We start from the raw sequence: 21436 nt of genomic DNA, 5'->3' as shown, positions 1-21436 counted from the left end.
TCTTCCCTCATTCCTCCTGCTGTGCAGGCAAAACTTCAGTTAAATCGACTGAAACCATTGTTGAAACTCCAGGTTCTTGCATCGTTACTCCGTATAAGACATCTGCATTGGCCATGGTCCCCTTACGGTGCGTAATGACAATAAATTGTGTCCGGTCGTTCACTTCATGCAGGTATTGTGCAAAACGCGTCACATTTGCTTCATCTAAGGCGGCTTCGGTTTCATCTAAAACCACAAAAGGAACTGGTCGCACCTCTAAAATCGCAAATAAAAGGCTAATTGCCGTCAGTGCCCGTTCACCACCTGACAATAAACTCATTTGCTGAAACTTCTTACCTGGTGGCTGCGCTTTAATATCAACACCCGTGGTTAGGAGATGGTCTGGATCCGTCAGTAAGAGTTCAGCTTGCCCACCACCAAACATTTTAACAAAGATAGTGGCAAAATGTTTGGCCACGGCCGCAAAGGTTTGTGCAAAGCGCGTCTTTACTTCCTGATCCATTTCACCCATGGTTGCTTCTAGGTTATCACGGGCCTCAATCAAATCAGCCTGCTGTTGCTCCAAAAAATCATATCGTTCTTTAACCTGAGTGTATTCGTCGATGGCTTGTAAGTTAACCGGTCCGATATCCGCTAGTCCCCGCTTAAGCAACTTAAGTTTGGTTTCAATATCAGCCAGTGGCATTGTTAACGTGACAGCAGCTTTGGCTGCTGCATAATCTAAGCCATAGTCTTCTTGTAATGTCGTTTGTGCATGGTCAAGGTTAGTCGTAACCTGTGCTTTTTGCCTAGCGACTTCACTGGACTTGGTCATCAGGTCTCCTTGCTGGTGCCGCCTGTTTTCCAAGGCTAACTCCACCTGGGCAATCGTTTGACCCTTAGTTTCCAACTGCTTATCTAGGTCCTGTACCTGTGCGGTTAACGCATCTTTTTTCGTCGTCTGTTCAGTTAAATCATGCTCAATTCTAGCCCGGACCTGTCCCTGATCAGCCGATAAATCGGCCCGCTGTTTCTGTAGACTGTCCATGCGTTCTTGAGCCTGCTGAGCTTGCTTTTGGCTGTCAGCTTTACGTACTTGAGCTGCTTCTAACTGAGCCTTTGCCCGTGCCAACTCTGTTTCACATTCAGTTAACTCTGCTTGATAACGCTGGCGCGCCTGACTAGCAGCCGCTTGCTTTTGCAAGGCCTGATCTAAGTCTGTCTGCAAGTCTGCTTGCTCTTGTTGGGCTGTCTCTAACTCAACCTGATGATTAGGTTGGCGATGACCGTCCTCTGACTCAATGCCGTTTGATTCTAATTCAAAATGCAAAGCTGCCCGTTCCTTTTGCATACGAGCTAGCTCTTCCTTTGCATTTTGTACGGTATGGGTTAAATTTTGTACGTCTTCATTGACCGTCAATAAATCTGCTTGTTGCTTTTTAAAGGCCTTGGCCGCTACCTGAACTTGGTGCTCAAGCGTGCGCACCCTTTCTTCAGCTTGTTGGCTTTGCTGCGCCAACTGATGCCCTTCTTTAGTCAACTGATCAATCGTCTGCCGTTGACTCAACAATCCCTGGCCTTGCTGCCGATTAGCACCACCTGTCATAGCACCGCCCGCATTAATAACTTGGCCATCTAAGGTAACAATTCTTACCCGTTGTAAAAGGGCTTTAGCCATTGGCATCGCTGTCGTCAAATCTTGTGCAATGACCGTTGTGCCTAAGAGGTGCGCAATTACCGGCCGATACTCAGCTGCTACCGTGACTAAATCAGCCGCCAACCCAACAAAGCCAGCACTAGCCTGGGCAGATTCTAATAAGGAAGTCGCCAAGTGACGAGGTCGAACTGTATTTAGCGGTAAAAAGGTCACACGTCCTAAACGATGCGTAGTCAAATACTTAATCGCCGTCTTAGCAGTTGTCGCCTGATCGACAACGACCTGCTGTAAAGCACCCCCCAGGGCCGTCTCAATGGCTAATTGCTGGTCTTTAGGAACCGTAATGAGTTCGGCAACTACCCCGGCAATACCAGGAAATTGCTGACGTGCTTGCATTAAGTGCTTAACCCCTTGGTAGTATCCTTCATATTGGTCAGCTAGATGTTTTAACGTCTGCAAACGGGTTTGGACCCGCTGCTCTTTTTCTAATTGGTTATACCAAGTCTGACGAGCTGTTTGAAAATCGCTTTCCAGTTTTTGACCTGCCTGTTGTGCCTGGGCTAATGCTTCTTTTTGCGCTTGCTGTTGTGCTTTGGCCTGTTCAAGATCTGCCTGCCCTTGGGCTAAAGTGACCTGAACCTTAGTAAGGGCCTGGTTTACCTCTGCTAGCTGTTTATGCAAGCGTTCGCTTTGCACAGTCTGCCGTTGATATTCTTGTTTGAGAAAAACAGCCTGATTTTTAAGGGTCGCTACCCGTTGCATCTGTTCTACCAAAACGCTGCGTTTTTGATCAATTTCAGTCTGCAGGGTTTGTGCATCAAGCGCCTTTAGCTGGTTTTTTATCCGTTTAACTTGCTCAGTTAGCGTCGCTGTTTTTTCCAACTGTAAGTCAATTTCAGCTTGGCGTTCTTGAATTGTTTGTTGCCAATAAACCTGATTGGCTTTTGTTTTTTCAATTTCGGCGGCTAAATCATGACTGGCTTGACTTCGACTAGTCTGGCGTTCAGCTTGTAACTTTTGTTCACCCAACAATTGTTCAACCCGTGTTGCTGTTGCTAGTAATTCCGTCTGAGCGGTTTGCCGTTTAGTTGTCAGTTCCTGTCGCGCTTGCTTTTGAGCAGTTAAGTCTGCTTCCAAATCTAAAATGATCTGGTGTAACGTTGCCAACTGTCCCTCGTAATCTGCCTGCTGGTTAGCTAATTGTCCTGCTGCTTGTCGCCCATCTTGAATGGCCAAAACTAAACGCGCTTGATCTAACTGGTCAAACTCCGCCTTTTGGGTTAAATAGTCTTGGGCTTGTGCACTTTGTTGAGCTAGGGGCTCTAACCGCTGCCTAATTTCAAACAAAATATCCTGCACACGGTCCAATTTGTCTTGAACGCCCGATAGCTCTGCGGTAGCTTTGTCTTTATTTTGCTTATATTTATAAACACCTGCGACCTCTTCAATGACTGCCCGGCGATCAGCAGGTTTAGCACTAAAAATCTGTTCAACTCGTCCCTGCGAAATAATGGAAAAGCTCTCGCGACCGAGTCCCGAATCCATAAACAATTCTTGAATATCACGCAGCCGCACCGTGGTGCCATTAATTTGATACTTTGATTCACCGGTTCGATAGAGTGTCCGAGCAATTTGAATCTCCGTATAATCTGTCTGCAAATAGTGATCACTATTATCGAAGGTGATGATCACTTGGGCCCGGTTTAAGGGCTTACGATCAGCGGTGCCACCAAAAATAACATCAGCCATTTTATCACCACGTAAGCCTTTAGCAGATTGTTCCCCCATGACCCAACGGATGGCCTCAATAATATTAGACTTTCCAGAACCATTGGGTCCAACGACCCCTGTAATACCAGGCATAAAATCAATCTTTGTTTTTTGGGCAAAAGATTTAAACCCACTAATTTCCAACGTCTTCAGTTTCATTCCGTCTACCTAACTCTTTAGCAGTATCAATCACTTAATTATCATGCCCTTTGGCCATTAAATGCTGATAGGCTTTTTTTGCAGCCTCTTTTTCAGCTGCCTTAGTTGACTTACCACTCCCTTTAGCTAATACCTGATCATTAACCATTACTTCCACAACAAATAATTGATCATTATTAGCCAGCGGTTCTTCAGCTAAACGTACATACTGAATAGTAACTGCTCCAGACTTTTGTAACCATTCTTGTAATTTCGACTTATAATCGACAAATTGATCATAGAAACCTTCATCAATTTTGGCAAACATTATTTTTTCTAAGAAATCCATGACAACCGTCTGACCTTGATCAAGATATAGGGCGCCAATAAAGGCTTCCCAGATATCTTCTAAAAGTGAGTCCCGTTGGCGGGCGCCTGATAGTTCCTCACCTCGACCCAATAAAATATACTGATCAAGATGCAATTCCCGTGAAAGAGCAGCAAATGACCGGGTCTGAACCATGGCAATCCGTAATTCTGTTAGCTGGCCTTCATCCCAATCTGGATAACGTTTAAATAAGTAAACCGCCGTTGATTGTTGCATCACGGCATCCCCTAAAAATTCTAAACGCTGATAATCGTGGCCCTGATAATCAGGGTGTTCATTAATATAATTAGCTTGCGTTAAGGCTTCAGCCAACAGTTCAACATCGTTAAAATGAATTTGATAACGACTAGCTAAACTTTTTTGTAACTCAGTAAACATTCGCTCCTCCTCAATGCACTATATTTATTAATTATACCAGAATTATAGGTACAACGGCATGTCAAAGAAAAAACCAGTGGTCACCGGCCAGCATTGTATACTGACGGTGACCACTGGTCATCTAAAGCCTTATTTTGTTTGACCTTGCTCCATAATGTAATTGACAATATCCGCAATCGTAATCAATTGTGCAGCATCATCATCTGAAATATTGGCATCAAACTCATCTTCCATTTCTAAAATAAGCTCTACAAAATCAATGGAATCAGCATCAACATCACTTTGCAAATTCATTCCCTCAGTAACTGTTTTAGGATCCAATTCAAAGTGGTCAGCTACTAAAGCTGCTACCTTATTAAATACATCTTTTCGTTCCATTAGTTAACGCTCCTCTCCCTGATTGGCTGCTGCCTGTCCATTCAACTCACCCGCATGCTCTGCTACAAAACGCGTAATATGTCCTGTTAAATCAGCCTCTAACATTTGATCAATCTGAATTAAGGTATTCTTCACTTCGCCGGCGTTGGCAGAACCATGGGTTTTAACCACCGGTGCTTGTACCCCAACGACGACTGCACCACCATACTGTGAATAATCAAGCCGACTGGCTAACTGTTTCAAAGCTGGCTTCAATAGCAAGCCCCCTACTTTTTCCTTTAACCCATGATTTAGCATGGTATCCTTCAAAAGATGGAGCAAGGTCTGAGCAGTACCTTCGATTGCTTTAAGGGTGGCATTGCCAGAAAAGCCGTCAGCCACCACCACATCGGCTGGTCCGCGCAAAAGGTCACGCGATTCCACATTGCCCACAAAGTTGATGTAACCAGCTTGATGACCCTCAGTTAATAGTGCGTGGGCACTCTTATGAAGGGCATCACCCTTATCTGGTTCGGTCCCATTATTAAGCAAGCCAACGCGTGGCTTAGCATACCGTAAAATTTCTTGTGCATAAAAGGAGCCGAGAACCCCATATTGGTACAGATGGGCTGGCTTGTTTTCAGCATTGGCTCCCACATCCATCATCACAAAGGCTTCATGTGGTCCTTCAAAAGCCGGCAATGTCGTCATCAGGGCTGGCCGATCAACCCCTTTAATGCGGCCTACAATAAAGATACCACTCGCCAAGAGCGCACCAGTATTACCAGCTGAAAACAAAGCTTGCGCTTGCCCTTGTTTAACTGCCTGAGCAGCAAGCACCATTGAACTTTGCTTCTTTTTACGAATTGCTCTAACGGGTTCTTCACCCATCATAATGGTTTCATCAGCTTGGATAAATTCAAGTTGCGCTGTATTTTTGACTAAAGGTTTAATTTGCGCCTGATCTCCAAATAATTGAAAGATCACATTTGGCATGCTGTCACGGGCCTGTTCAACTCCAGCCACAATCGCCGCTGGCGCATTGTCACCACCCATGGCATCAATCGCAATTTTATACATAGTTACTCCTCTAGACTATCTACTTTCTGTTATCGTTTGTACAACCTGTTACATTATATAGACTCATCTTAAATTAAGCAAATGAGCTAATTCCAAGCCAGGCAATAGTCACATTCTAGCCTTTCATAACCAAGATTACAAGCTGTACACTGGTTAACTAATTAGCTTAATCAAAGTGTCGGTAGCGGGCCATGGTTTCATCTAACAACTCAACCAGCGCTTTAATTTCAGGATCCTGATCCCAATCTGGCTGATCAAGGACCTGCATCGCCTCTTCCTGGGCAATCGTCATCATCTGCATATCTGCCACGGGATCACCAACTTTAAATTCAGGTACGCCTGATTGACGTTTACCTAAGATATCACCAGCCCCACGTAATTCCAAGTCCTTTTGAGCTAAAACAAACCCATCATTTGTTTTGACCATTGCTTGCATACGGTCTACACCATACTGAGTCTTGGGATTACTAACTAAGAAGGCATAAGACTGTCGCTGTCCACGTCCTACACGCCCCCGCAGTTGATGGAGTTGAGATAAGCCAAAGCGATCAGCATCCAAAATTAACATCACGGTTGCATTCGGCACGTCCACGCCCACCTCGACTACCGTTGTTGCTACTAGCACCTGAAATTGATTGGCTTTAAAGGCTGCCATTACGGCCTCCTTATCCGGATTTGTCATCCGACCATGTAAGAGACCAACTTTATATTCTGGTCCAAACGTTTGGGCTAAGTCTTGGTAAACGGCCTGTGCATTTTGCACATCTAAGGTTTCTGACTCTTCAATCAAAGGTGTCACCACGTAAGCCTGCGCCCCAGCGGCTAACTGGTCTTTGATAAAGGTTAGCTGCTCATCCAATTCACTCTTCCGTAACCACTTGGTCTGGACTGGCTTACGACCAGCTGGCAACTGATCAATCACTGATACATCCATTTCCCCATAGGCCGTAATCGCCAACGTTCTAGGGATAGGGGTCGCCGTCATCGCCAAAATGTCAGGATTCATACCAATTTCACGTAAGGTAGAGCGCTGCTTTACGCCAAACCGATGTTGTTCATCAATGACTGCTAAGCCTAGATTATGAAAGGCCAAATCAGGTTGAATTAAGGCATGCGTGCCAACTAAAATATCAATCTCGCCAGCCAGGAGATCAGCTAGAATTTGTCGGCGCTCACTTGCCCTCGTTGAACTGGTCAACAACTCCACCCGCACTTGTTTAGGGTCAAAGAAGGAGCCAATTGTTTTGGCATGTTGTTGCGCTAAAATTTCTGTTGGTGCCATTAGCGCAGCCTGTTTTCCAGCGGTAATTGCAGCATACATTGCCAATGCCGCTACCACTGTCTTTCCAGACCCAACATCCCCTTGTAACAGACGGTTCATATGTAATGGCCGTCGCATATCCCGTAAAATTTCATTCACTACCCGTTTTTGGGCAGATGTTAACTCATAGGGTAACGTGCTAATCAACGCCTTTAACTGATCATTATTAAACAAGACGGGACGTCCTTGCTGGCGCGCATCCATTTGCTTAATCAATTGAAGGCGCATCTGAAAAATAAAAAACTCTTCAAAAGAGGCTGTTCTTCTAGCTGCCTGTGCTTGTTCAGCATTAATTGGCTGATGCATCCCATAAACCACTTCATAATGGGGTAACAAGCGATAACGGCGGCGAATTGCCTGTGGAATTACCTCCTGGTGCAAGGCTTGATCATAGCGCTGCAAGGCTTGATCAACTAATTCTTTAATGGTTTTTTGTTTAATGGCTTTATTAGTGGGGTAAATAGCTGCCATTCCCGTTTCATCATCAGCAGCTTTCGCTATCACCTTCATTCCATTTAACGTCTGTCTGGGCTGATCATAACTTCCATAAACAGCAAGTTCCTGCCCCATGGTTATTTGCTTACCCAACCAAGGCTGATTAAAAAAGCTCACCATAATAGTAGCCTGATCAATGGTCATTCTAAACCGTAAACGTGATTTTTTTCGGCCAAAGTGGGTAACCACTGGATCTGACGTTACCAGCCCTTTGAACGTTACCTTCTCACCATTAACCGCTTCGCTAGGTCCCTTGACAGCCAGGTCTTGATAACGATGCGGGTAATAGGCTAAGAGATCTGCAATCGTAAATATATCTAAATCATTTAAAGCCTTTTCACGCTTTGGGCCTACTCCAGTCAGGGTGCCAACTGAATCAAGTAACGTTGCCATTGTTTTCCTCCTTGCTAAGTAAAAAAGAGCTAACCCAAGGGGCTAACTCTCTGTCCTAAGTCGTTTATTCCACCGACAATAGCAAAGGATAAAGCGCTTGGCCACCATCATAGACTTCAACTTCTAATTCATCATCTTGGGCTAAGGCTGCTTCTTTAACTGCGTCGGCTAATTGCGCGTCGGCTTGGCTTCCATAATAAATAGTCAACAATTCTGCATCATCATCTAACATTTTGGCCACTAAGGCATTAGCAGCAGCTAAAACATCCGCATCTGGCTGGGCAGCCACAATAGTATGGTCCAAAAGGCCAATTGCATCTCCTTGATGGATGACCAAGCCATTCAAAGTTGTATCACGTACTGAAACCGTTACCGCCCCAGACAAGACATCTGCCGAAGCATCCGTCATCGCCCGCACCGTCGTCTCCAGTTCACCTTCTGGATTATAACCGACTACCATGGCCGTCATTCCCTGCTGAACCGTTTTAGTTGGTACAACTGCCGTTGGAATGCCTGTCAACTGAACAGCCTGATCAGCTGCCATAAAGATATTCCCATCATTAGGCAAAATAATTGCTCGCTCAGCTCCCGTTTGCTTAACCGCGGCCACTAGATCTTGCGTTGAAGGGGCTTGTTCACCATCCAAAACAACGGTAGCCCCAGCTTGATAAAATAACTCTTGTAACCCTGCACCTGAAGCAACAGTTACCACAGCTAACTTCGCCTGTGGACGTTGAGTTCCTTGAGCTTGACTAGCCCGCTGACGTTCCTCATCTGCGGCCTTAGCAGCTTCAATTTGTTGGTTACGCATATTGTCTACCTTGACCTTATGCAAAGAACCAAAATGAGTTCCCCAAGAAAGCACTTCACCAGGTTGTTCTGTATGCACATGCACCTTCACGACCTCATCGTCATTAATAACCAGCAGGGAATCACCCAACTCGGCTAGGTGATTATAGAAGGTATCATAATCAAAAGGCTGATCATAGGTAGTTCCCTGGGCAATATCAACCATAATTTCAGTACAATAACCATACTTAATGTCAGCTGGGTCTAAGTCCCCTTGGACACCTGCATTATGCAAGGACTGAATCATCGCTTCAAGGCCGGCATTATCGACTTCATTATTAGCAATCTCTTGTCCTGAAAGGGCAGCATAAAAGGCACCTAGAACAATGACCAATCCCTGGCCACCAGAATCAACAACCCCAACTTCCTTCAATACAGGCAATAAGTCGGGTGTTGTTTGTAAAGCAGCTTCCCCCGCATCATAGGCAGCCTTCGCCACTTCAACAACATTTGTCGACTCTTTAGCCATTTGGTTGGCGGCAGAAGCTGCCTCACGAATGACTGTTAAAATAGTACCTTCAGTCGGCTTCATCACCGCTTTATAAGCAGTCTGCGCCCCTAGCATTAACGCATCGGCAAAGTCACGGGCAGATAACGTTTCCTTATCCGCTACCGACTTAGCAAAGCCACGAAAAATCTGTGATAAAATGACACCCGAATTTCCACGGGCCCCCATTAATAATCCTTTTGACGTTGCTCGCGCCAAACTTCCTAGGTTAGTATCCTCTTCTGCCCGTTCATAGTCAGCCCCACTAACCATCGATAAGGTCATGTTGGTACCTGTGTCGCCATCGGGGACTGGAAAAACGTTTAACTTATTAATTTTTTCGGCATCTTGTTGCAGCGCGCTGGCTGCAGCATTAATCATCTTACCAAATTCAACATTGGTAATTTCTGTCACAACTTCCACAATTTGACTCCTTTATGCGTGTCCTTAGTCTTCTAACATGCGAACGCCTTGAACGGTTACATTAACCTCATCAGCCACAATCCCCAACATCATGTTAAGATCGTTTTTAACCCGCGCTTGAACACTTTTTGAAATTTCTGAAATTTTCATCCCATAACCCACTACAATAAAGACATCAACTGCGACGCCGTTGCTAGTTTGGCGAACCACGACTCCCTTGGCGTAGTTATCACCATTTAAAATTTGATTCACACCATCTCGTAATGGGTTTTGACTGGCCATGCCTACTACCCCGTAATTATCAGTAGCTGCACCGCCCACAATCATTGCGATAACATCATTTTCAATCTCGATGGTACCCTTAGTCGTTTGAATTTTTACTGCCATGATGATATGACCTCCGTATAAAACTGCCTCTATTTTATCATACTAGTTCATAGCCAGTAAAAGATAAACCTTTGACCGACATGTTACTATTCTAGCCCATTTACGAGGCCGGATAAAGAAAAAAGCTACCAGCTGGTAGCTTTTTTCTTCATAAACGTTCTTAAACACGCTCAATTGATCCGTTCTTTAAACCAGCCTTCAAAGTACGAGCTGACAAGTACACCTTCTTAGGTGCTGAACCATTAATCTTAACCGTTACTTTTTGCAAGTTAGGCTTCCAGCTCCGACGACTTGAGTTAAGGGCGTGCGAGCGTTGGTTACCAAAGCGAGTATGCTTTCCGTTGACTGCATCAACTGCCATAAGTTTACCCTCCAATCTTAAGCCTTTTTCAGGCCTTTTGTTTACCTGAATAATAATATCAAAAGCGCCGCACAAGTGCAAGTGTTTTGTGTAAAGTATTTTTACTTTACAGGATTTCATCTCCTGTTTGACCCGTGATATCCCGACTTTGAATGACGGCTACCACCCCTGAGCGAAAGGAAAATTGGTTAACTTGTCCAACAAACTCGTTGGACGACCATGAAACAGGATCACCAGACCAGTTTAATAACTGATATTTTTCATCAAGCAGTGACAGCCCCGTCACGGGGGTCAAATTCATAAAACCTAAATAGGTCATTTCAGGCAACTTCTTAAGCTTATGCCGTCCTGGTAAATAAAAAGTTACCACATTGCTACGATCAATAATACGTACCCGCGGTGCATAAGGAGCCAAATCAGGACGAGCAAAAATCCACAGATTCGACAACAATTGATCTAGCCGACCGCCAGTTGCCCCATAAAGCTCAACTTCAGCTGGATGATAACGTTCAAAAACTAAGCGCAACAACAACTGGGTGTCCGTCTCATCCTTTTCAGCATGGGCTGACACAACCAAGGGCAGTTGGGGTAAAATGGTTGCCCGTTCACTGGCTGTCATTGAATCAAAATCACCAACTGTTAACACTGGTGTTTGTCCTAGGGCTAGTAAACGCACTGCTCCACGGTCTGCCGCAGCCCAAGGACCATCAAGGCGACCATTAGCAAGGTCAGCCGGCCATTCAGACATTGGACCGCCAACCAATAAACGCATCTTTTCCATCCTTGTCCCTCTATCTTCACTCAGGTGCACAACTTATTAATCTGCTGTCACAGCCTGCAACTTTGCAATTTTAGCTGCTGGGTCAACCTTATCGTAAACGTATGAACCAGCCACAACTACTGTTGCCCCAGTATCATAGGCTTGCTTAGTGGTTACGTCATTAGCTCCACCATCAATCTCAATATCAAACGTATAACCCTTCTCTTGCTTAAGGGCGGCTAGAGCAGCTACTTTGTCTAACATAGCTGGAATAAAGGTTTGACCACCAAAGCCAGGATTAACCGTCATCACCAGCACCTGGTCCACAATTGGTAAGACAGTTTCAATGGTCGATATTGGAGTACCAGGGTTGATAACAACTTCTGCTTTAACCCCTGCTTGTTTGATTTGTTGCAAAGCCCGATAGATGTGTTGCGTTGCTTCAACATGCACACCGATAATATCTGCTCCGGCCTCAGCAAAAGTATCAATGTAACGTTCTGGACGCTCCACCATTAAATGCACATCCAAAATTAAATTCGTCTTGGCCCGTAATTCCTTTACCCAGGCTGGTCCATATGCAATGGCTGGTACAAAAAGGCCATCCATGACGTCCACATGCAATAACTGAGCACCTGCTTCCTCAACTAGCTTCACATCGTGTTCAAGGTTCAACTTATCCGCTGATAAAATAGATGGGGCAATTTTAATTGACATCTTACTTCTCCTGTTCTGGTAATTTCAATGCGACATTAATGTTTCTTATCATGTTTATTATAGACCGGCCGTCTACCTTCAATCAAATCATAAAATTCCTGATAATCCGTATAACGGGACGTCATCACGTCACCCGCCTTGACCGCTGGTTTAACTGCACAACCGGGTTCCTTCAAATGCACACAGCCACGGTACTTACAGTAGACACCAAGCCTTACAAATTCCGGAAAATAATGGGTAAGGTCACGGGCCTCCATATCAAATACCTCAAAGGAGGAAAAACCCGGTGTATCAGCTACCAAGCCATCAAACATAGTCAAAAGGCCAACCTGACGGGTCGTATGCTTGCCTCGCATCAAGGCTTGCGAGACTTCTCCGGTTGCCAAATTTAAGCCTGGGACCAAATGATTTAACAGTGTACTTTTACCGGCACCCGTTTGACCCATAATCACAGTCAACTTGTTTGGTAAAAAGCCACGTAACATATCCAAGCTTGGCTCATCAAAGCTCGCCTTAGGCAAAATAACCGGATACCCAATTTTACGGTAACCATCAGCAATCAACGCTAACTTTCGATATTCACTTTCCGTTAACAAATCCGTTTTAGAAAAGTAGATAATCGGTGCAATTTGTCTTTCCTCTAGGGCCACTAATTGTCGATCAAGGAGGCTACTAGAATACTCTGGTATTTTCACTGATGTCACCACCACTGCCTGATCAACATTTGCTACTGGTGGCCGAACTAAACTATTTTTACGATCGTCGATACTCAATATCATGCCATCTTCAGGTGGCTCAACTGAAAAGTCAACGAAATCGCCCACCAAAGGTTTAATGGCTCGCTTACGAAAGTTTCCCCGGGCTCGGGTACGATATAACTGTCCATCGGCGGTCTTAACATCATAATAACCTGCCAATGACAAATAAATTTGACCATGTAACTTAGCCATTTCATTTACTCCTTAATGTCCTTGTGGGTTTGACTTATCAGAGTCCTCACTAGGGGACGTTGGATTTGTTGGTTCTGCCTGTGAGTCCGTCGGCTTGCTAGGATCGGTCACAGCACCATCCTGATTCTTATCTTGATTGGCCTTCTCAGATGGGGTCGATGATTGATCTTCTGATGCCTTGACTGAAGAAGACTGTTGGCTACTTGACGACTTCGTGATATTTGGCACACGGTAGGCAGGTCCAGTCGATATAGTGAATATAACCGCTGTTTTCGCTGGTACCACTAGCTTATTTGGATCAATATTTTGATCAATAATATAACCAGCCGGCACATTTCCTGACGCCTGACGTCTGGTTGTCACTGAATAGCCTTTGGTTCTTAGTTGCTCGCTTACCGTATCATAATTTTCATTCGTGTAATCGCCAAACCGGACTTTTTTACTGCCCTTTGATATAACTAAATCAATTTTGGCAGCCTGTTTCACTACTTTTCCAGCCTTAGGTGATGAAGAAATTACGTGTCCTGTTTTCACATCGTCCGAGTAAACCCGTTTTACCTGGCCTAAAGTTAAATGATCTTCTTTTAACTCAGCCTTAACACTGGTCAAACTCTCATTACGCAAGTCAGGCACCGTAATTTTATTTGGCTGCAAGGCCCCATAGACCACAAAGCCCACTAAAAGAGCCAACAGTGTTATTAAAATTCCTAAACCAAAACGTCGGAAGCGCTTTTTTCTAAGATCATGTTTCTGTTTTACTTGAGCTGGCGGTACTTCTTGATTACCTTTGACGGCACTTTGTTTAGCCTGGGTCGCAACTGTCGTCGTCATTTGCTTTTGCATGCCATGGTCAACCTGGTTAGCGTGCTTAATTGGTAGCACCTTTGTTTTTTCATCATCCTCTAACTCATGTGGTGCTACCCACTTAGCCTCGGTAAGTCTTTCCGGGGCTAAAGCAGTTGCTAAATCGGCTCGCATCTCATCTGCTGAACTGTATCGATCCAATGGATTTTTGGCCGTCGCTTTCATCACAACATTTTCTAATGCTTGTGGAATTCGCGGATCACGTTCTCGAACTGAGGGCATCTTTTCCGTAGTGTGCTTAACAGCTACCGCAACAGAGGTTTCACCATCATAGGGAACATGGCCGGTTAGCATTTCAAATAGCATAATCCCTAACGAATAAATATCACTTTGGGGCGTTGCCCGATCACCTCTTACTTGTTCTGGTGCCATATAGCGTACGGAGCCAATCGCCGTATTCGTTTGGGTCATTCCATATGAGGATTGTGCGCGTGCAATCCCAAAATCAGTAATTTTAGCCGTTCCATCTAAGGCCATTAAAATGTTTTGCGGTTTTAAGTCACGATGAATGATCTTTTCATCATGCGCCGCCTGCACCCCTTCAAGGATCTGGCTCATAATATTGACTACTTTCGTCAATGCCAGTGGGTAATTAGCAAGTTCATAGCGTTTTAAGTCTGTTCCCGCAACGTACTCTGTTACCAGATACTGGGTGCCGTTTTCATCTCCATAATCGTAGACTTGGGTGATGTGGGGATTTACCAATTCAGTTGATGCCCTAATCTCATTTTCAAATCGGCGCTGAACAATTGGATCATCACGTAAATCAAGGCGCATAATTTTCAAGGCAACTTCGCGGCCTAAGATAATGTCAAAGGCACGATAAACATTTGCCATGCCCCCTTCACCTAGGGGGGCAATAATCTGATAGCGCCCACCGATTATTTCTCCGCTTTGCATCATTGTCCCTCACTTTCTTGGTAACCAAGGAGCACGGTAATATTATCAGAACCACCAGCTTGATTAGTTTGTTCAATCAACGTTTTTACTGTCGTTTCCAAACCATCCCCACCTGCTAATATGCTTTGTAAAATAGCCCGGTTATCAAGATGTTTAACCATGCCATCACTCGTCATTAACAAGTAGTCACCTGCTTGCAAGGGTAATTCAAACCAGTCGACATCCGTTACTGTATCAGCACCTAGCTGACGGGTAATGACGTTCCTGCCAGGGTGCTTGCGTGCTTGCGCCGGGGTAATTGCGCCATGTTGCACAAGTTCTTCGGCTAAATTATGATCTTCAGTTAATTGTGTTATTGCTTGTTGGCGAATCAAATAGGCCCTCGAATCACCTAGATTAGCAATGCCAACTCGGTCTGGCAAAATCACGGCCATTACAATCGTCGTCGCCATACCCTGTAACGTTTTATAGCGTTTGGCTGCTTGCACAATCGTTTCATTTTCTGAACTTACATAATCCTTAACCCAGGCTTGAGCAGCCGCTAAGTCATTAATCCCAGTTTGTTGCCATTCATTACCTAAATGTGACACCGCCATTGTTGAGGCTACATCACCACCATTTTCTCCACCAACTCCGTCAGCCACAATCGCTAACTGAGTGCCAACTTTATTAATAAAGACGCCTGTATAATCTTGATTGGTTGACCTAACCCGTCCCCGATCTGACGCATATGCAATTTTCATATTTCTATCCCTTCAACTCACTGCTACAGTCGTGATTCCTACTTAATTCGCTCCAAGGTTGCAATAAAAAATCCATCTGTCTGGTACTGATCAGGCAAAATATGGACTAGGCCTTGCTTATCAGTCAACGAACGGTCCTTATCAACATAAGTTGGTACCAGTCGATATTCTGGATGACGCGCAATAAAAGCAGCCACTACATCATCATTTTCAATGGTCAATACGGTACAGGTTCCATAAACTAAGCGCCCCCCAACTTTTAACATAGAGGCTACCGCATCAAGAATGGCTAATTGTACCTTTTGTAAGGCATAACTATCAGCCAGGTGCTTTTCATAGCGTACTTCTGGTTTACGCCGTAATAAACCTAATCCTGAGCAAGGTGCATCCACTAATATGCGATCAAAACTATTATCAGCGAACTGTTGATCAACTTGACGCGCATCTAAAGCCCGTGCATGAATACGATCAGCAACGTGTAAACGTTTAGCATTGGCTTGAATTAAGTCCACCTTATGGGGGTGGATATCCAAAGCTTCAACCACACCACCTGCTTGTGCGTCCAAATAGGTGGCAATTTGGGTTGTTTTACCGCCCGGTGCCGCTGCAGCATCTAGTACACGCATGCCTGGTTTTACGTCCAGACTTGGTACCATCAAGGTAGCTGCCTCATCTTGAATCGTAATTTTTCCTGATTGAAAGGCAACCGATTCACTAATGTGGCCACCACCAGTTAAACGAAGGGCCACTGGACTAAGTAGCGAGGGGGTAACCGTAAAGCCCGCCTGTTCTAGTTCAGCTTGTGCTTGTGCAACTGTCATTTCAGCAGTATTCACTCGTACTGACTGCGCTGGGGCTTGATTAAGCGAGGCGGCAATTTTTTCTGCCCGCGCGGACCCATAATCATCGATTAAACGTTGCATTAGCCATTGTGGCAAGGAATAGGTAATTGCTAGCCGTTCTGTTGGGTCACTAATGGCCGTTAAGGCAGGTAAGCCTTGCCGGTCCATCGCATGTAAAACTCCCGTCACAAATTTACGAATTCCTGCGTGGCCTCGCCGCTTGGCCAATTCAATTGCCTGATCGAAAATGGCATGTTGGGGCACCTTATCTAAGAATTGCCATTGATACAGCGCAAGGAATAATAATTCACGTACCCAAGGATCAAGCTGATTGCTTTGTTTAACAAAATGGCCTAACCAATAGTCTAAAGTTAAGCGATGTTGAATTACCCCATAGACCAGGTTCGTCATAAAATGAACATCACGCTCAGTTAAATGACTCCGTTTAATCATTGCATCTAATTGCAGGTTTGAATAAGCCCCATCATGAACCCGCTCTAGCGTGCGTACTGCCATCGCTCTTGGATCAGCCAATTCAAAAGTTTGCACTGCCTGATACTTACCCTTAGTCATCAGAAATCACCTCATCACCTTCTGTAAAATGAGCATGGCCATTTAAATACGCGGGAATTGGCATCTTAGCCTTGCCAGCAGGTTGCACTTCATCAAGGGCTAAGACATGGCCATCGCCAGCAGCTAGCCAGAGTTCCTTTTTCGTCTTTTTAACAACTGTACCCGCAGGCAAATCCGTCTTTTCAGCTACCAGATGCGTCTTATGAATTTTAGTTCGAACCCCTTGTAGCTTGGTATGAGCAATCGGAAATGGATTAAGCGCGCGTACATGATTATGGATAGCCTGTGCTGATTGACTAAAATCTAACACTTCCTCTTCCGGTTTAATATTGGGGGCAAAGACAACAGCGGCTTCATCCTGTGGCTGGCCCGTTAGTTGACCCGTAACCAACTTTGGTAGGGTGGCCAACAATAAATCACGGCCTAACAGACTCAATTTCGTAAATAATTCACCCGTCGTTTCATTGGGCTCTATGGCCAATCGAGCCTGGGCGAGAATATCACCTGCATCCATGGCCTTAACCATGTACATAATGGTGACCCCAGTTTCACTATCGCCATTAAGAAGTGCATAGTGAATTGGCGCCCCTCCCCGATATTTGGGTAAAAGCGAGGCATGCACATTAATAGCAGCAATTTGAGCTGAATTTAACAACTTAGTTGGTAAAAATTGTCCATAAGCAGCTGTGATAATCAGGTCAACCTTCAAATTAACTAACGTCTCTAAGTCCGTTGACCCGCTTAACTTTTCTGGTTGATAAACGGGCAAAGCAGCTGTCAGGGCAGCCTCTTTAACCGGCGATGGGGTTAAAACGTGTTTGCGCCCTACAGGACGGTCAGGCTGTGTTACCACCGCTACAACATCATAACTTGGTTCAGCTAACAATGCCTGTAAAATAGGTACCGCAAAATGTGGTGTACCCATAAAAAGAATTTTGGTTGTCATCTTCTACTCCTTCATCTATGTATACCTAAGCTAGCAGTATCTGCTAAACAAAGGTCATGGGGTCACGGTCAATGGTTAAGGTCGCATGTTGGCGCTGCAATTCTTGCCCCGTTTGCATCAATTCACTTAACGCTGGCAATAGTGTTTTACCGTCCCGATACTTAATCACAATCCTAAAATAGTACTTGTTTTTAAGACGAGCAACTGAACCAGCTGAAGGCCCTAGCATAACTGTTTGCGGACCTAAATAAGGTTTTAACCAATCGGCTAATTGATAGGCAATTTTAGCAGCCTCGGCCTGCTTTTCATGTCCAATTTTCAATTGAATGGTAAAGAAAAAAGGTGAATACTGCCAAGTATGTCGCAACTGCATTTCTTGCTGATAAAAGCCTTCATAATCATGATGCTTAGCATATTGAATCGCATAATGATCTGGATTAAAGGTTTGAATAATAACCTGCCCCGGTTTATCTGCTCGTCCAGCTCGCCCAGCTACTTGCGCCAACAACTGAAAGGTCCGTTCGGCAGCCCTAAAGTCAGGTAAAGCTAGCGACGTATCGGCATTTAAAACGCCCACTAAGGTCACGGCTGGAAAATCAAGGCCTTTAGCAATCATCTGCGTACCTAATAAGATATCTGCCTGGCCCTTGCCAAATGTCGTCAACAATTTATCAACTGCGCCTTTCTTGCGTGTTGTATCAAAATCCATTCGTAAAATGCGTGCATCGGGAAATAATGCTTGCAAACGTTCCTCTGCTTTTTCAGTGCCCGTACCAAAGGGGCGCAAGCGGGGGGCGCCACAATTGGGACAAACAGGTGGTACAGGTATATGATAGCCACAATAATGACATACTAATTCATGTTGAGCCGCATGCAACGTCAGAACTAAATCACAATTGACACAAGTTGGTTTGTACCCACAGGCCTGACAGTTTAAATAATTTGCATAACCGCGACGGTTTAACATCAGCACTGATTGTTCTTGCTTAGTTAAGCGTTCTTGAATACCAGCTAACAATTCAGGAGAGAACAAGTCATCCCCGCCGTTTTTAATGGTCGTCCGCATATCGACTATCGAAACACTTGGCAAACTGCTCGTTAAGGCCCGTTCTGTCAACTGTAAAAGCTGGTAAATCCCCTTTTGTGCACGAGCTCGGCTCTCCAAGGAAGGCGTTGCTGAGCCTAAAATGAGGGTTGCATGGTGCCAGTCAGCTCGCCAACGTGCAACATCACGAGCATGATAACGTGGATTATCCTCTTGCTTATATGATGCATCATGTTCTTCATCAATAATAATGACACCAATATTGGTCAAGGGCGCAAAAACTGCTGATCGGGCGCCAACGACAACCTTGGCCTCACCCCGTTTAACACGACGCCACTCATCATAACGTTCACCATCAGATAGACCGCTGTGCAAAACTGCCACAGTCTGTCCAAAACGTCCTTTAACACGACGCACCATCTGGGGGGTCAAGGTAATCTCAGGAACTAACATCATCGCTGTCTGTCCCTGTTCTATAGCTTTGGCCATTACCTGTAAATAGATTTCTGTTTTCCCAGAGCCGGTGATACCTTCCAATAAAAAGGTATCACTGGTTGTCGTCCCTAAAGTTCCGCTTAACTGATCATACGCTGCTTGTTGTTGCTGGTTTAGCACTAACGGGCGAGTTGTTTCAATCGGCGTAGTTAACTTAGGTAGGCGGTACTCTTCCATCATCTGACGGTCAATCCAACCATGTGCCTGGGCCGCTTTAAATGTTGCCTGACTCACACCGGTCTGCTCGACCACCAAGTGTTGCGGTACAAACTCATCCTTTGCCTGCATTAAATAAGTTAACAAACATGCTTGTTGACGTGCATTGGGTCTTAGTATTTGCCGTAACTGTGCCAACTCTTTTGGTGTCTTAAGGGGCTTGACTGCCAAGACCCGCTTTGCCCGGGCTCGATTTTGTACCTGATAACCAATCTTTAGGGCCCCTTGTTTTAACAGTTTGTGGATCCCAGTCAGCTGTTCCTTAGAAAGGCTAACCTGCTCCTCATCGACTTCATCAAAATCATTAAAAATCGTTAGCAAATCTGGCTCTGCCATCACTCGTTTTCGGTCCACAACCTGCATTGTTTTGTGGTACTTTGCCCGCATTACATTGGGCAACATGGCCTGTAGGATGCTAATAGAAAAGGCAAAGTTACGCTTTGCCAGCCAATCAGCCAAAATTAATAGTTCATCCGTTAACACCGCATCCAAATCTACCAAATCCGTAATGTCTTTAAGTTCATGCTGATGACTGTCATCATCCATAAGCCTGATGACAAAGCCCTGTACTTGGCGATTACCTCGACCAAAAGGCACGATGACCCGCATTCCTGGCTCAATTACGGTCTCAAAACGTTCTGCTACATGGTAGGTATAGGGCTGGTTGGTCTGCATCGTTGGGACATCTACTACTATTTGTGCTTCCATTGCCCTATACCCCCTTTTTAGTCGTTACATATCTTTATTGTATCAAATTTTTATTAACTCCGGCGAATAATTGTTAGTAAACAAAAGGGAACGACCGCCTAAGTATGCCGTTCCCTAAACTAGGTATTAATTTTTAGTCAATCGATTTGTTACCATCCACTTCGTCATTTCACTTACAAAATGTTCGTTTTCTGCCTTATCAGTAACGGCCGGTGCCTTAGCCAGCATAGCAGGTTCAGCTTGCTTAGCTTGGGCCCCATTCCGTTGAATAATCAACAAGGCCTTAGCCGCTTGTTGATTAGCAAATAACTTCTCAGGAAATTGAACTAGCCCTTGGAATAAGACATCTTGACTTTGCAAATACTTCAAAAGGATTGCTGCCTGCTCGCTTTCAAAAATGGAAGCAGGAACTAATAATAAGCCTAAGCCGCCCGGGCGTAACATCGTAACTGCCTTTTCAATCAATAAATGATGGACATAAGTCAACCCCTCAGTTGCCGCTACCTGACTGGTCTCACTGGCCGTTAAGGGATAAAATCCCACTGGTAAATCAGCTACTACTAAGTCTTGCAAGGCAATTGACTCATGAAAGGCAACCGCATCTTGATTATAAAGATGCCAATGCAAATCTAATAAGGCCCCTACACCGGAAGCCAAAGTTAACATTGTATCATCGTTATCAATGCCAGTCACTGAAACTGAATCTCCCCGCTGAGCTAATGCTAACTGAACCGTAGCTAGCAGGTTACCTGAACCCACCGTTAAGTCTAGTAGATGATGCTTTTTTTGAGGTGCTAAAAATGTCTGGGCAAAAAAAGCTACCCAAATGCCAATGGCATCGGGGGTAATCTGATAATTTGCGGGCAGACCATCTTGTTTCATCATTTTAACCAAGAGTAATTGTAGCACCTGTCGTTTAAGTTCTGGACTCAAGTCATTAAACTTGCTCTCCAAAACAGCCTTCTTAACGACTGTCTGCGTTGCTATTGGCAAGGCAGTAAAGTCTTCATCCGCTTGCCCTAGCATCACGCCAAATAACGTGATAACACTTTCAATGGCGGATACGTCTTCACTCGTTGCAATAGCTTCCATTCCTGTTGCTAATTCGTTCACTGCCTGTTCAATTTGTTCAAACATGCTCTGCCCCATCTCTATTCTATCCTAAATGCTTGCAATCAGTTTTACTTACTCATTGTAGCATTTAAAGAGCTGTG

General features: G+C 44.8%; 17 protein-coding genes. All 17 read right to left on the bottom strand.

What is annotated here, in order from left to right; translation table 11 throughout:
* Positions 1 to 7: 7 nt before the first annotated feature.
* The 17 genes from smc to G414_RS0105030 all read right to left on the bottom strand — a co-directional run bounded on the left by smc (position 8) and on the right by G414_RS0105030 (position 21359).
* Positions 8 to 3565 carry a chromosome segregation protein SMC gene (gene smc, locus G414_RS0105110; protein WP_022791778.1) on the bottom strand — a complete coding sequence of 1186 codons (3558 nt, stop codon included), beginning with the start codon at positions 3563 to 3565 and terminating at the stop codon, positions 8 to 10.
* Positions 3566 to 3599: 34 nt separating this feature from the next.
* The gene (gene rnc, locus G414_RS0105105) at positions 3600 to 4310 is read right to left on the bottom strand and encodes a ribonuclease III (RefSeq protein WP_022791777.1); all 711 of its coding nucleotides are present in this window, start codon (positions 4308 to 4310) and stop codon (positions 3600 to 3602) included.
* A 129-nt stretch (positions 4311 to 4439) separates the two neighbouring features.
* Positions 4440 to 4688, bottom strand: coding sequence for an acyl carrier protein (locus G414_RS0105100; protein WP_022791776.1), 249 nt, complete (start codon positions 4686 to 4688; stop codon positions 4440 to 4442).
* A 3-nt stretch (positions 4689 to 4691) separates the two neighbouring features.
* The gene (gene plsX / locus G414_RS0105095; RefSeq protein WP_022791775.1) at positions 4692 to 5747 is read right to left on the bottom strand and encodes a phosphate acyltransferase PlsX; all 1056 of its coding nucleotides are present in this window, start codon (positions 5745 to 5747) and stop codon (positions 4692 to 4694) included.
* Between the two features lie 166 nt (positions 5748 to 5913).
* Complete coding sequence (recG, locus tag G414_RS0105090; RefSeq protein WP_022791774.1) at positions 5914 to 7956, bottom strand: ATP-dependent DNA helicase RecG; 2043 nt, start codon at positions 7954 to 7956, stop codon at positions 5914 to 5916.
* Between the two features lie 64 nt (positions 7957 to 8020).
* Positions 8021 to 9715 (bottom strand): DAK2 domain-containing protein, encoded by a 1695-nt coding sequence (locus G414_RS0105085; protein WP_022791773.1) that lies wholly within the window; start codon positions 9713 to 9715, stop codon positions 8021 to 8023.
* A gap of 24 nt (positions 9716 to 9739) precedes the next feature.
* Complete coding sequence (locus G414_RS0105080) at positions 9740 to 10102, bottom strand: Asp23/Gls24 family envelope stress response protein (RefSeq protein ID WP_022791772.1); 363 nt, start codon at positions 10100 to 10102, stop codon at positions 9740 to 9742.
* A 160-nt stretch (positions 10103 to 10262) separates the two neighbouring features.
* Positions 10263 to 10463, bottom strand: coding sequence for a 50S ribosomal protein L28 (gene rpmB, locus G414_RS0105075; protein ID WP_022791771.1), 201 nt, complete (start codon positions 10461 to 10463; stop codon positions 10263 to 10265).
* 106 nt (positions 10464 to 10569) lie between these two features.
* Positions 10570 to 11244 (bottom strand): thiamine diphosphokinase, encoded by a 675-nt coding sequence (locus G414_RS0105070; RefSeq protein WP_022791770.1) that lies wholly within the window; start codon positions 11242 to 11244, stop codon positions 10570 to 10572.
* Between the two features lie 36 nt (positions 11245 to 11280).
* Positions 11281 to 11940 (bottom strand): ribulose-phosphate 3-epimerase, encoded by a 660-nt coding sequence (gene rpe / locus G414_RS0105065; RefSeq protein WP_022791769.1) that lies wholly within the window; start codon positions 11938 to 11940, stop codon positions 11281 to 11283.
* 35 nt (positions 11941 to 11975) lie between these two features.
* Positions 11976 to 12890 carry a ribosome small subunit-dependent GTPase A gene (gene rsgA / locus G414_RS0105060; RefSeq protein WP_022791768.1) on the bottom strand — a complete coding sequence of 305 codons (915 nt, stop codon included), beginning with the start codon at positions 12888 to 12890 and terminating at the stop codon, positions 11976 to 11978.
* Positions 12891 to 12902: 12 nt separating this feature from the next.
* A complete protein-coding gene (pknB, locus tag G414_RS07330) occupies positions 12903 to 14654 on the bottom strand; it encodes a Stk1 family PASTA domain-containing Ser/Thr kinase (RefSeq protein WP_022791767.1) in 1752 nt (583 codons plus the stop codon).
* Positions 14654 to 15397 (bottom strand): Stp1/IreP family PP2C-type Ser/Thr phosphatase, encoded by a 744-nt coding sequence (locus tag G414_RS0105050; RefSeq protein ID WP_022791766.1) that lies wholly within the window; start codon positions 15395 to 15397, stop codon positions 14654 to 14656. Before G414_RS0105050 ends, pknB begins: the two co-directional genes overlap by 1 nt.
* A 38-nt stretch (positions 15398 to 15435) precedes the next feature.
* On the bottom strand, positions 15436 to 16812 hold the full coding sequence (rsmB, locus tag G414_RS0105045; RefSeq protein WP_022791765.1) for a 16S rRNA (cytosine(967)-C(5))-methyltransferase RsmB: 1377 nt from the start codon (positions 16810 to 16812) through the stop codon (positions 15436 to 15438).
* Entirely contained in the window at positions 16805 to 17758 is a 954-nt protein-coding gene (gene fmt / locus G414_RS0105040; RefSeq protein ID WP_022791764.1) for a methionyl-tRNA formyltransferase, read from the bottom strand. The genes rsmB and fmt overlap by 8 nt, the downstream gene beginning before the upstream one ends.
* 43 nt (positions 17759 to 17801) lie before the next feature.
* Positions 17802 to 20222 carry a primosomal protein N' gene (gene priA / locus G414_RS0105035; RefSeq protein ID WP_022791763.1) on the bottom strand — a complete coding sequence of 807 codons (2421 nt, stop codon included), beginning with the start codon at positions 20220 to 20222 and terminating at the stop codon, positions 17802 to 17804.
* 126 nt (positions 20223 to 20348) lie between these two features.
* Positions 20349 to 21359, bottom strand: coding sequence for a class I SAM-dependent methyltransferase (locus tag G414_RS0105030; protein ID WP_022791762.1), 1011 nt, complete (start codon positions 21357 to 21359; stop codon positions 20349 to 20351).
* Positions 21360 to 21436 lie beyond the last annotated feature (77 nt).

Source organism: Weissella halotolerans DSM 20190, assembly GCF_000420365.1.
Lineage (GTDB): Bacteria > Bacillota > Bacilli > Lactobacillales > Lactobacillaceae > Weissella > Weissella halotolerans.
The sequence above is the reverse complement of the archived record's forward strand: the minus strand, read 5'-3'. Positions and strand labels throughout refer to the sequence as shown.

Bases quoted from the DNA above. Each gene is read 5' to 3' on its own strand.
- priA (WP_022791763.1), bottom strand. From the start codon at position 20,222: ATGGAAGCACAAATAGTAGTAGATGTCCCAACGATGCAGACCAACCAG.
- smc (WP_022791778.1), bottom strand. From the start codon at position 3,565: ATGAAACTGAAGACGTTGGAAATTAGTGGGTTTAAATCTTTTGCCCAA.
- G414_RS0105050 (WP_022791766.1), bottom strand. From the start codon at position 15,397: ATGAAAATTGCATATGCGTCAGATCGGGGACGGGTTAGGTCAACCAAT.
- G414_RS0105030 (WP_022791762.1), bottom strand. From the start codon at position 21,359: ATGTTTGAACAAATTGAACAGGCAGTGAACGAATTAGCAACAGGAATG.
- rpe (WP_022791769.1), bottom strand. From the start codon at position 11,940: ATGTCAATTAAAATTGCCCCATCTATTTTATCAGCGGATAAGTTGAAC.
- fmt (WP_022791764.1), bottom strand. From the start codon at position 17,758: ATGACAACCAAAATTCTTTTTATGGGTACACCACATTTTGCGGTACCT.
- rnc (WP_022791777.1), bottom strand. From the start codon at position 4,310: ATGTTTACTGAGTTACAAAAAAGTTTAGCTAGTCGTTATCAAATTCAT.
- G414_RS0105080 (WP_022791772.1), bottom strand. From the start codon at position 10,102: ATGGCAGTAAAAATTCAAACGACTAAGGGTACCATCGAGATTGAAAAT.
- rpmB (WP_022791771.1), bottom strand. From the start codon at position 10,463: ATGGCAGTTGATGCAGTCAACGGAAAGCATACTCGCTTTGGTAACCAA.
- rsgA (WP_022791768.1), bottom strand. From the start codon at position 12,890: ATGGCTAAGTTACATGGTCAAATTTATTTGTCATTGGCAGGTTATTAT.
- G414_RS0105070 (WP_022791770.1), bottom strand. From the start codon at position 11,244: ATGGAAAAGATGCGTTTATTGGTTGGCGGTCCAATGTCTGAATGGCCG.
- recG (WP_022791774.1), bottom strand. From the start codon at position 7,956: ATGGCAACGTTACTTGATTCAGTTGGCACCCTGACTGGAGTAGGCCCA.
- G414_RS0105100 (WP_022791776.1), bottom strand. From the start codon at position 4,688: ATGGAACGAAAAGATGTATTTAATAAGGTAGCAGCTTTAGTAGCTGAC.
- rsmB (WP_022791765.1), bottom strand. From the start codon at position 16,812: ATGACTAAGGGTAAGTATCAGGCAGTGCAAACTTTTGAATTGGCTGAT.
- plsX (WP_022791775.1), bottom strand. From the start codon at position 5,747: ATGTATAAAATTGCGATTGATGCCATGGGTGGTGACAATGCGCCAGCG.
- pknB (WP_022791767.1), bottom strand. From the start codon at position 14,654: ATGCAAAGCGGAGAAATAATCGGTGGGCGCTATCAGATTATTGCCCCC.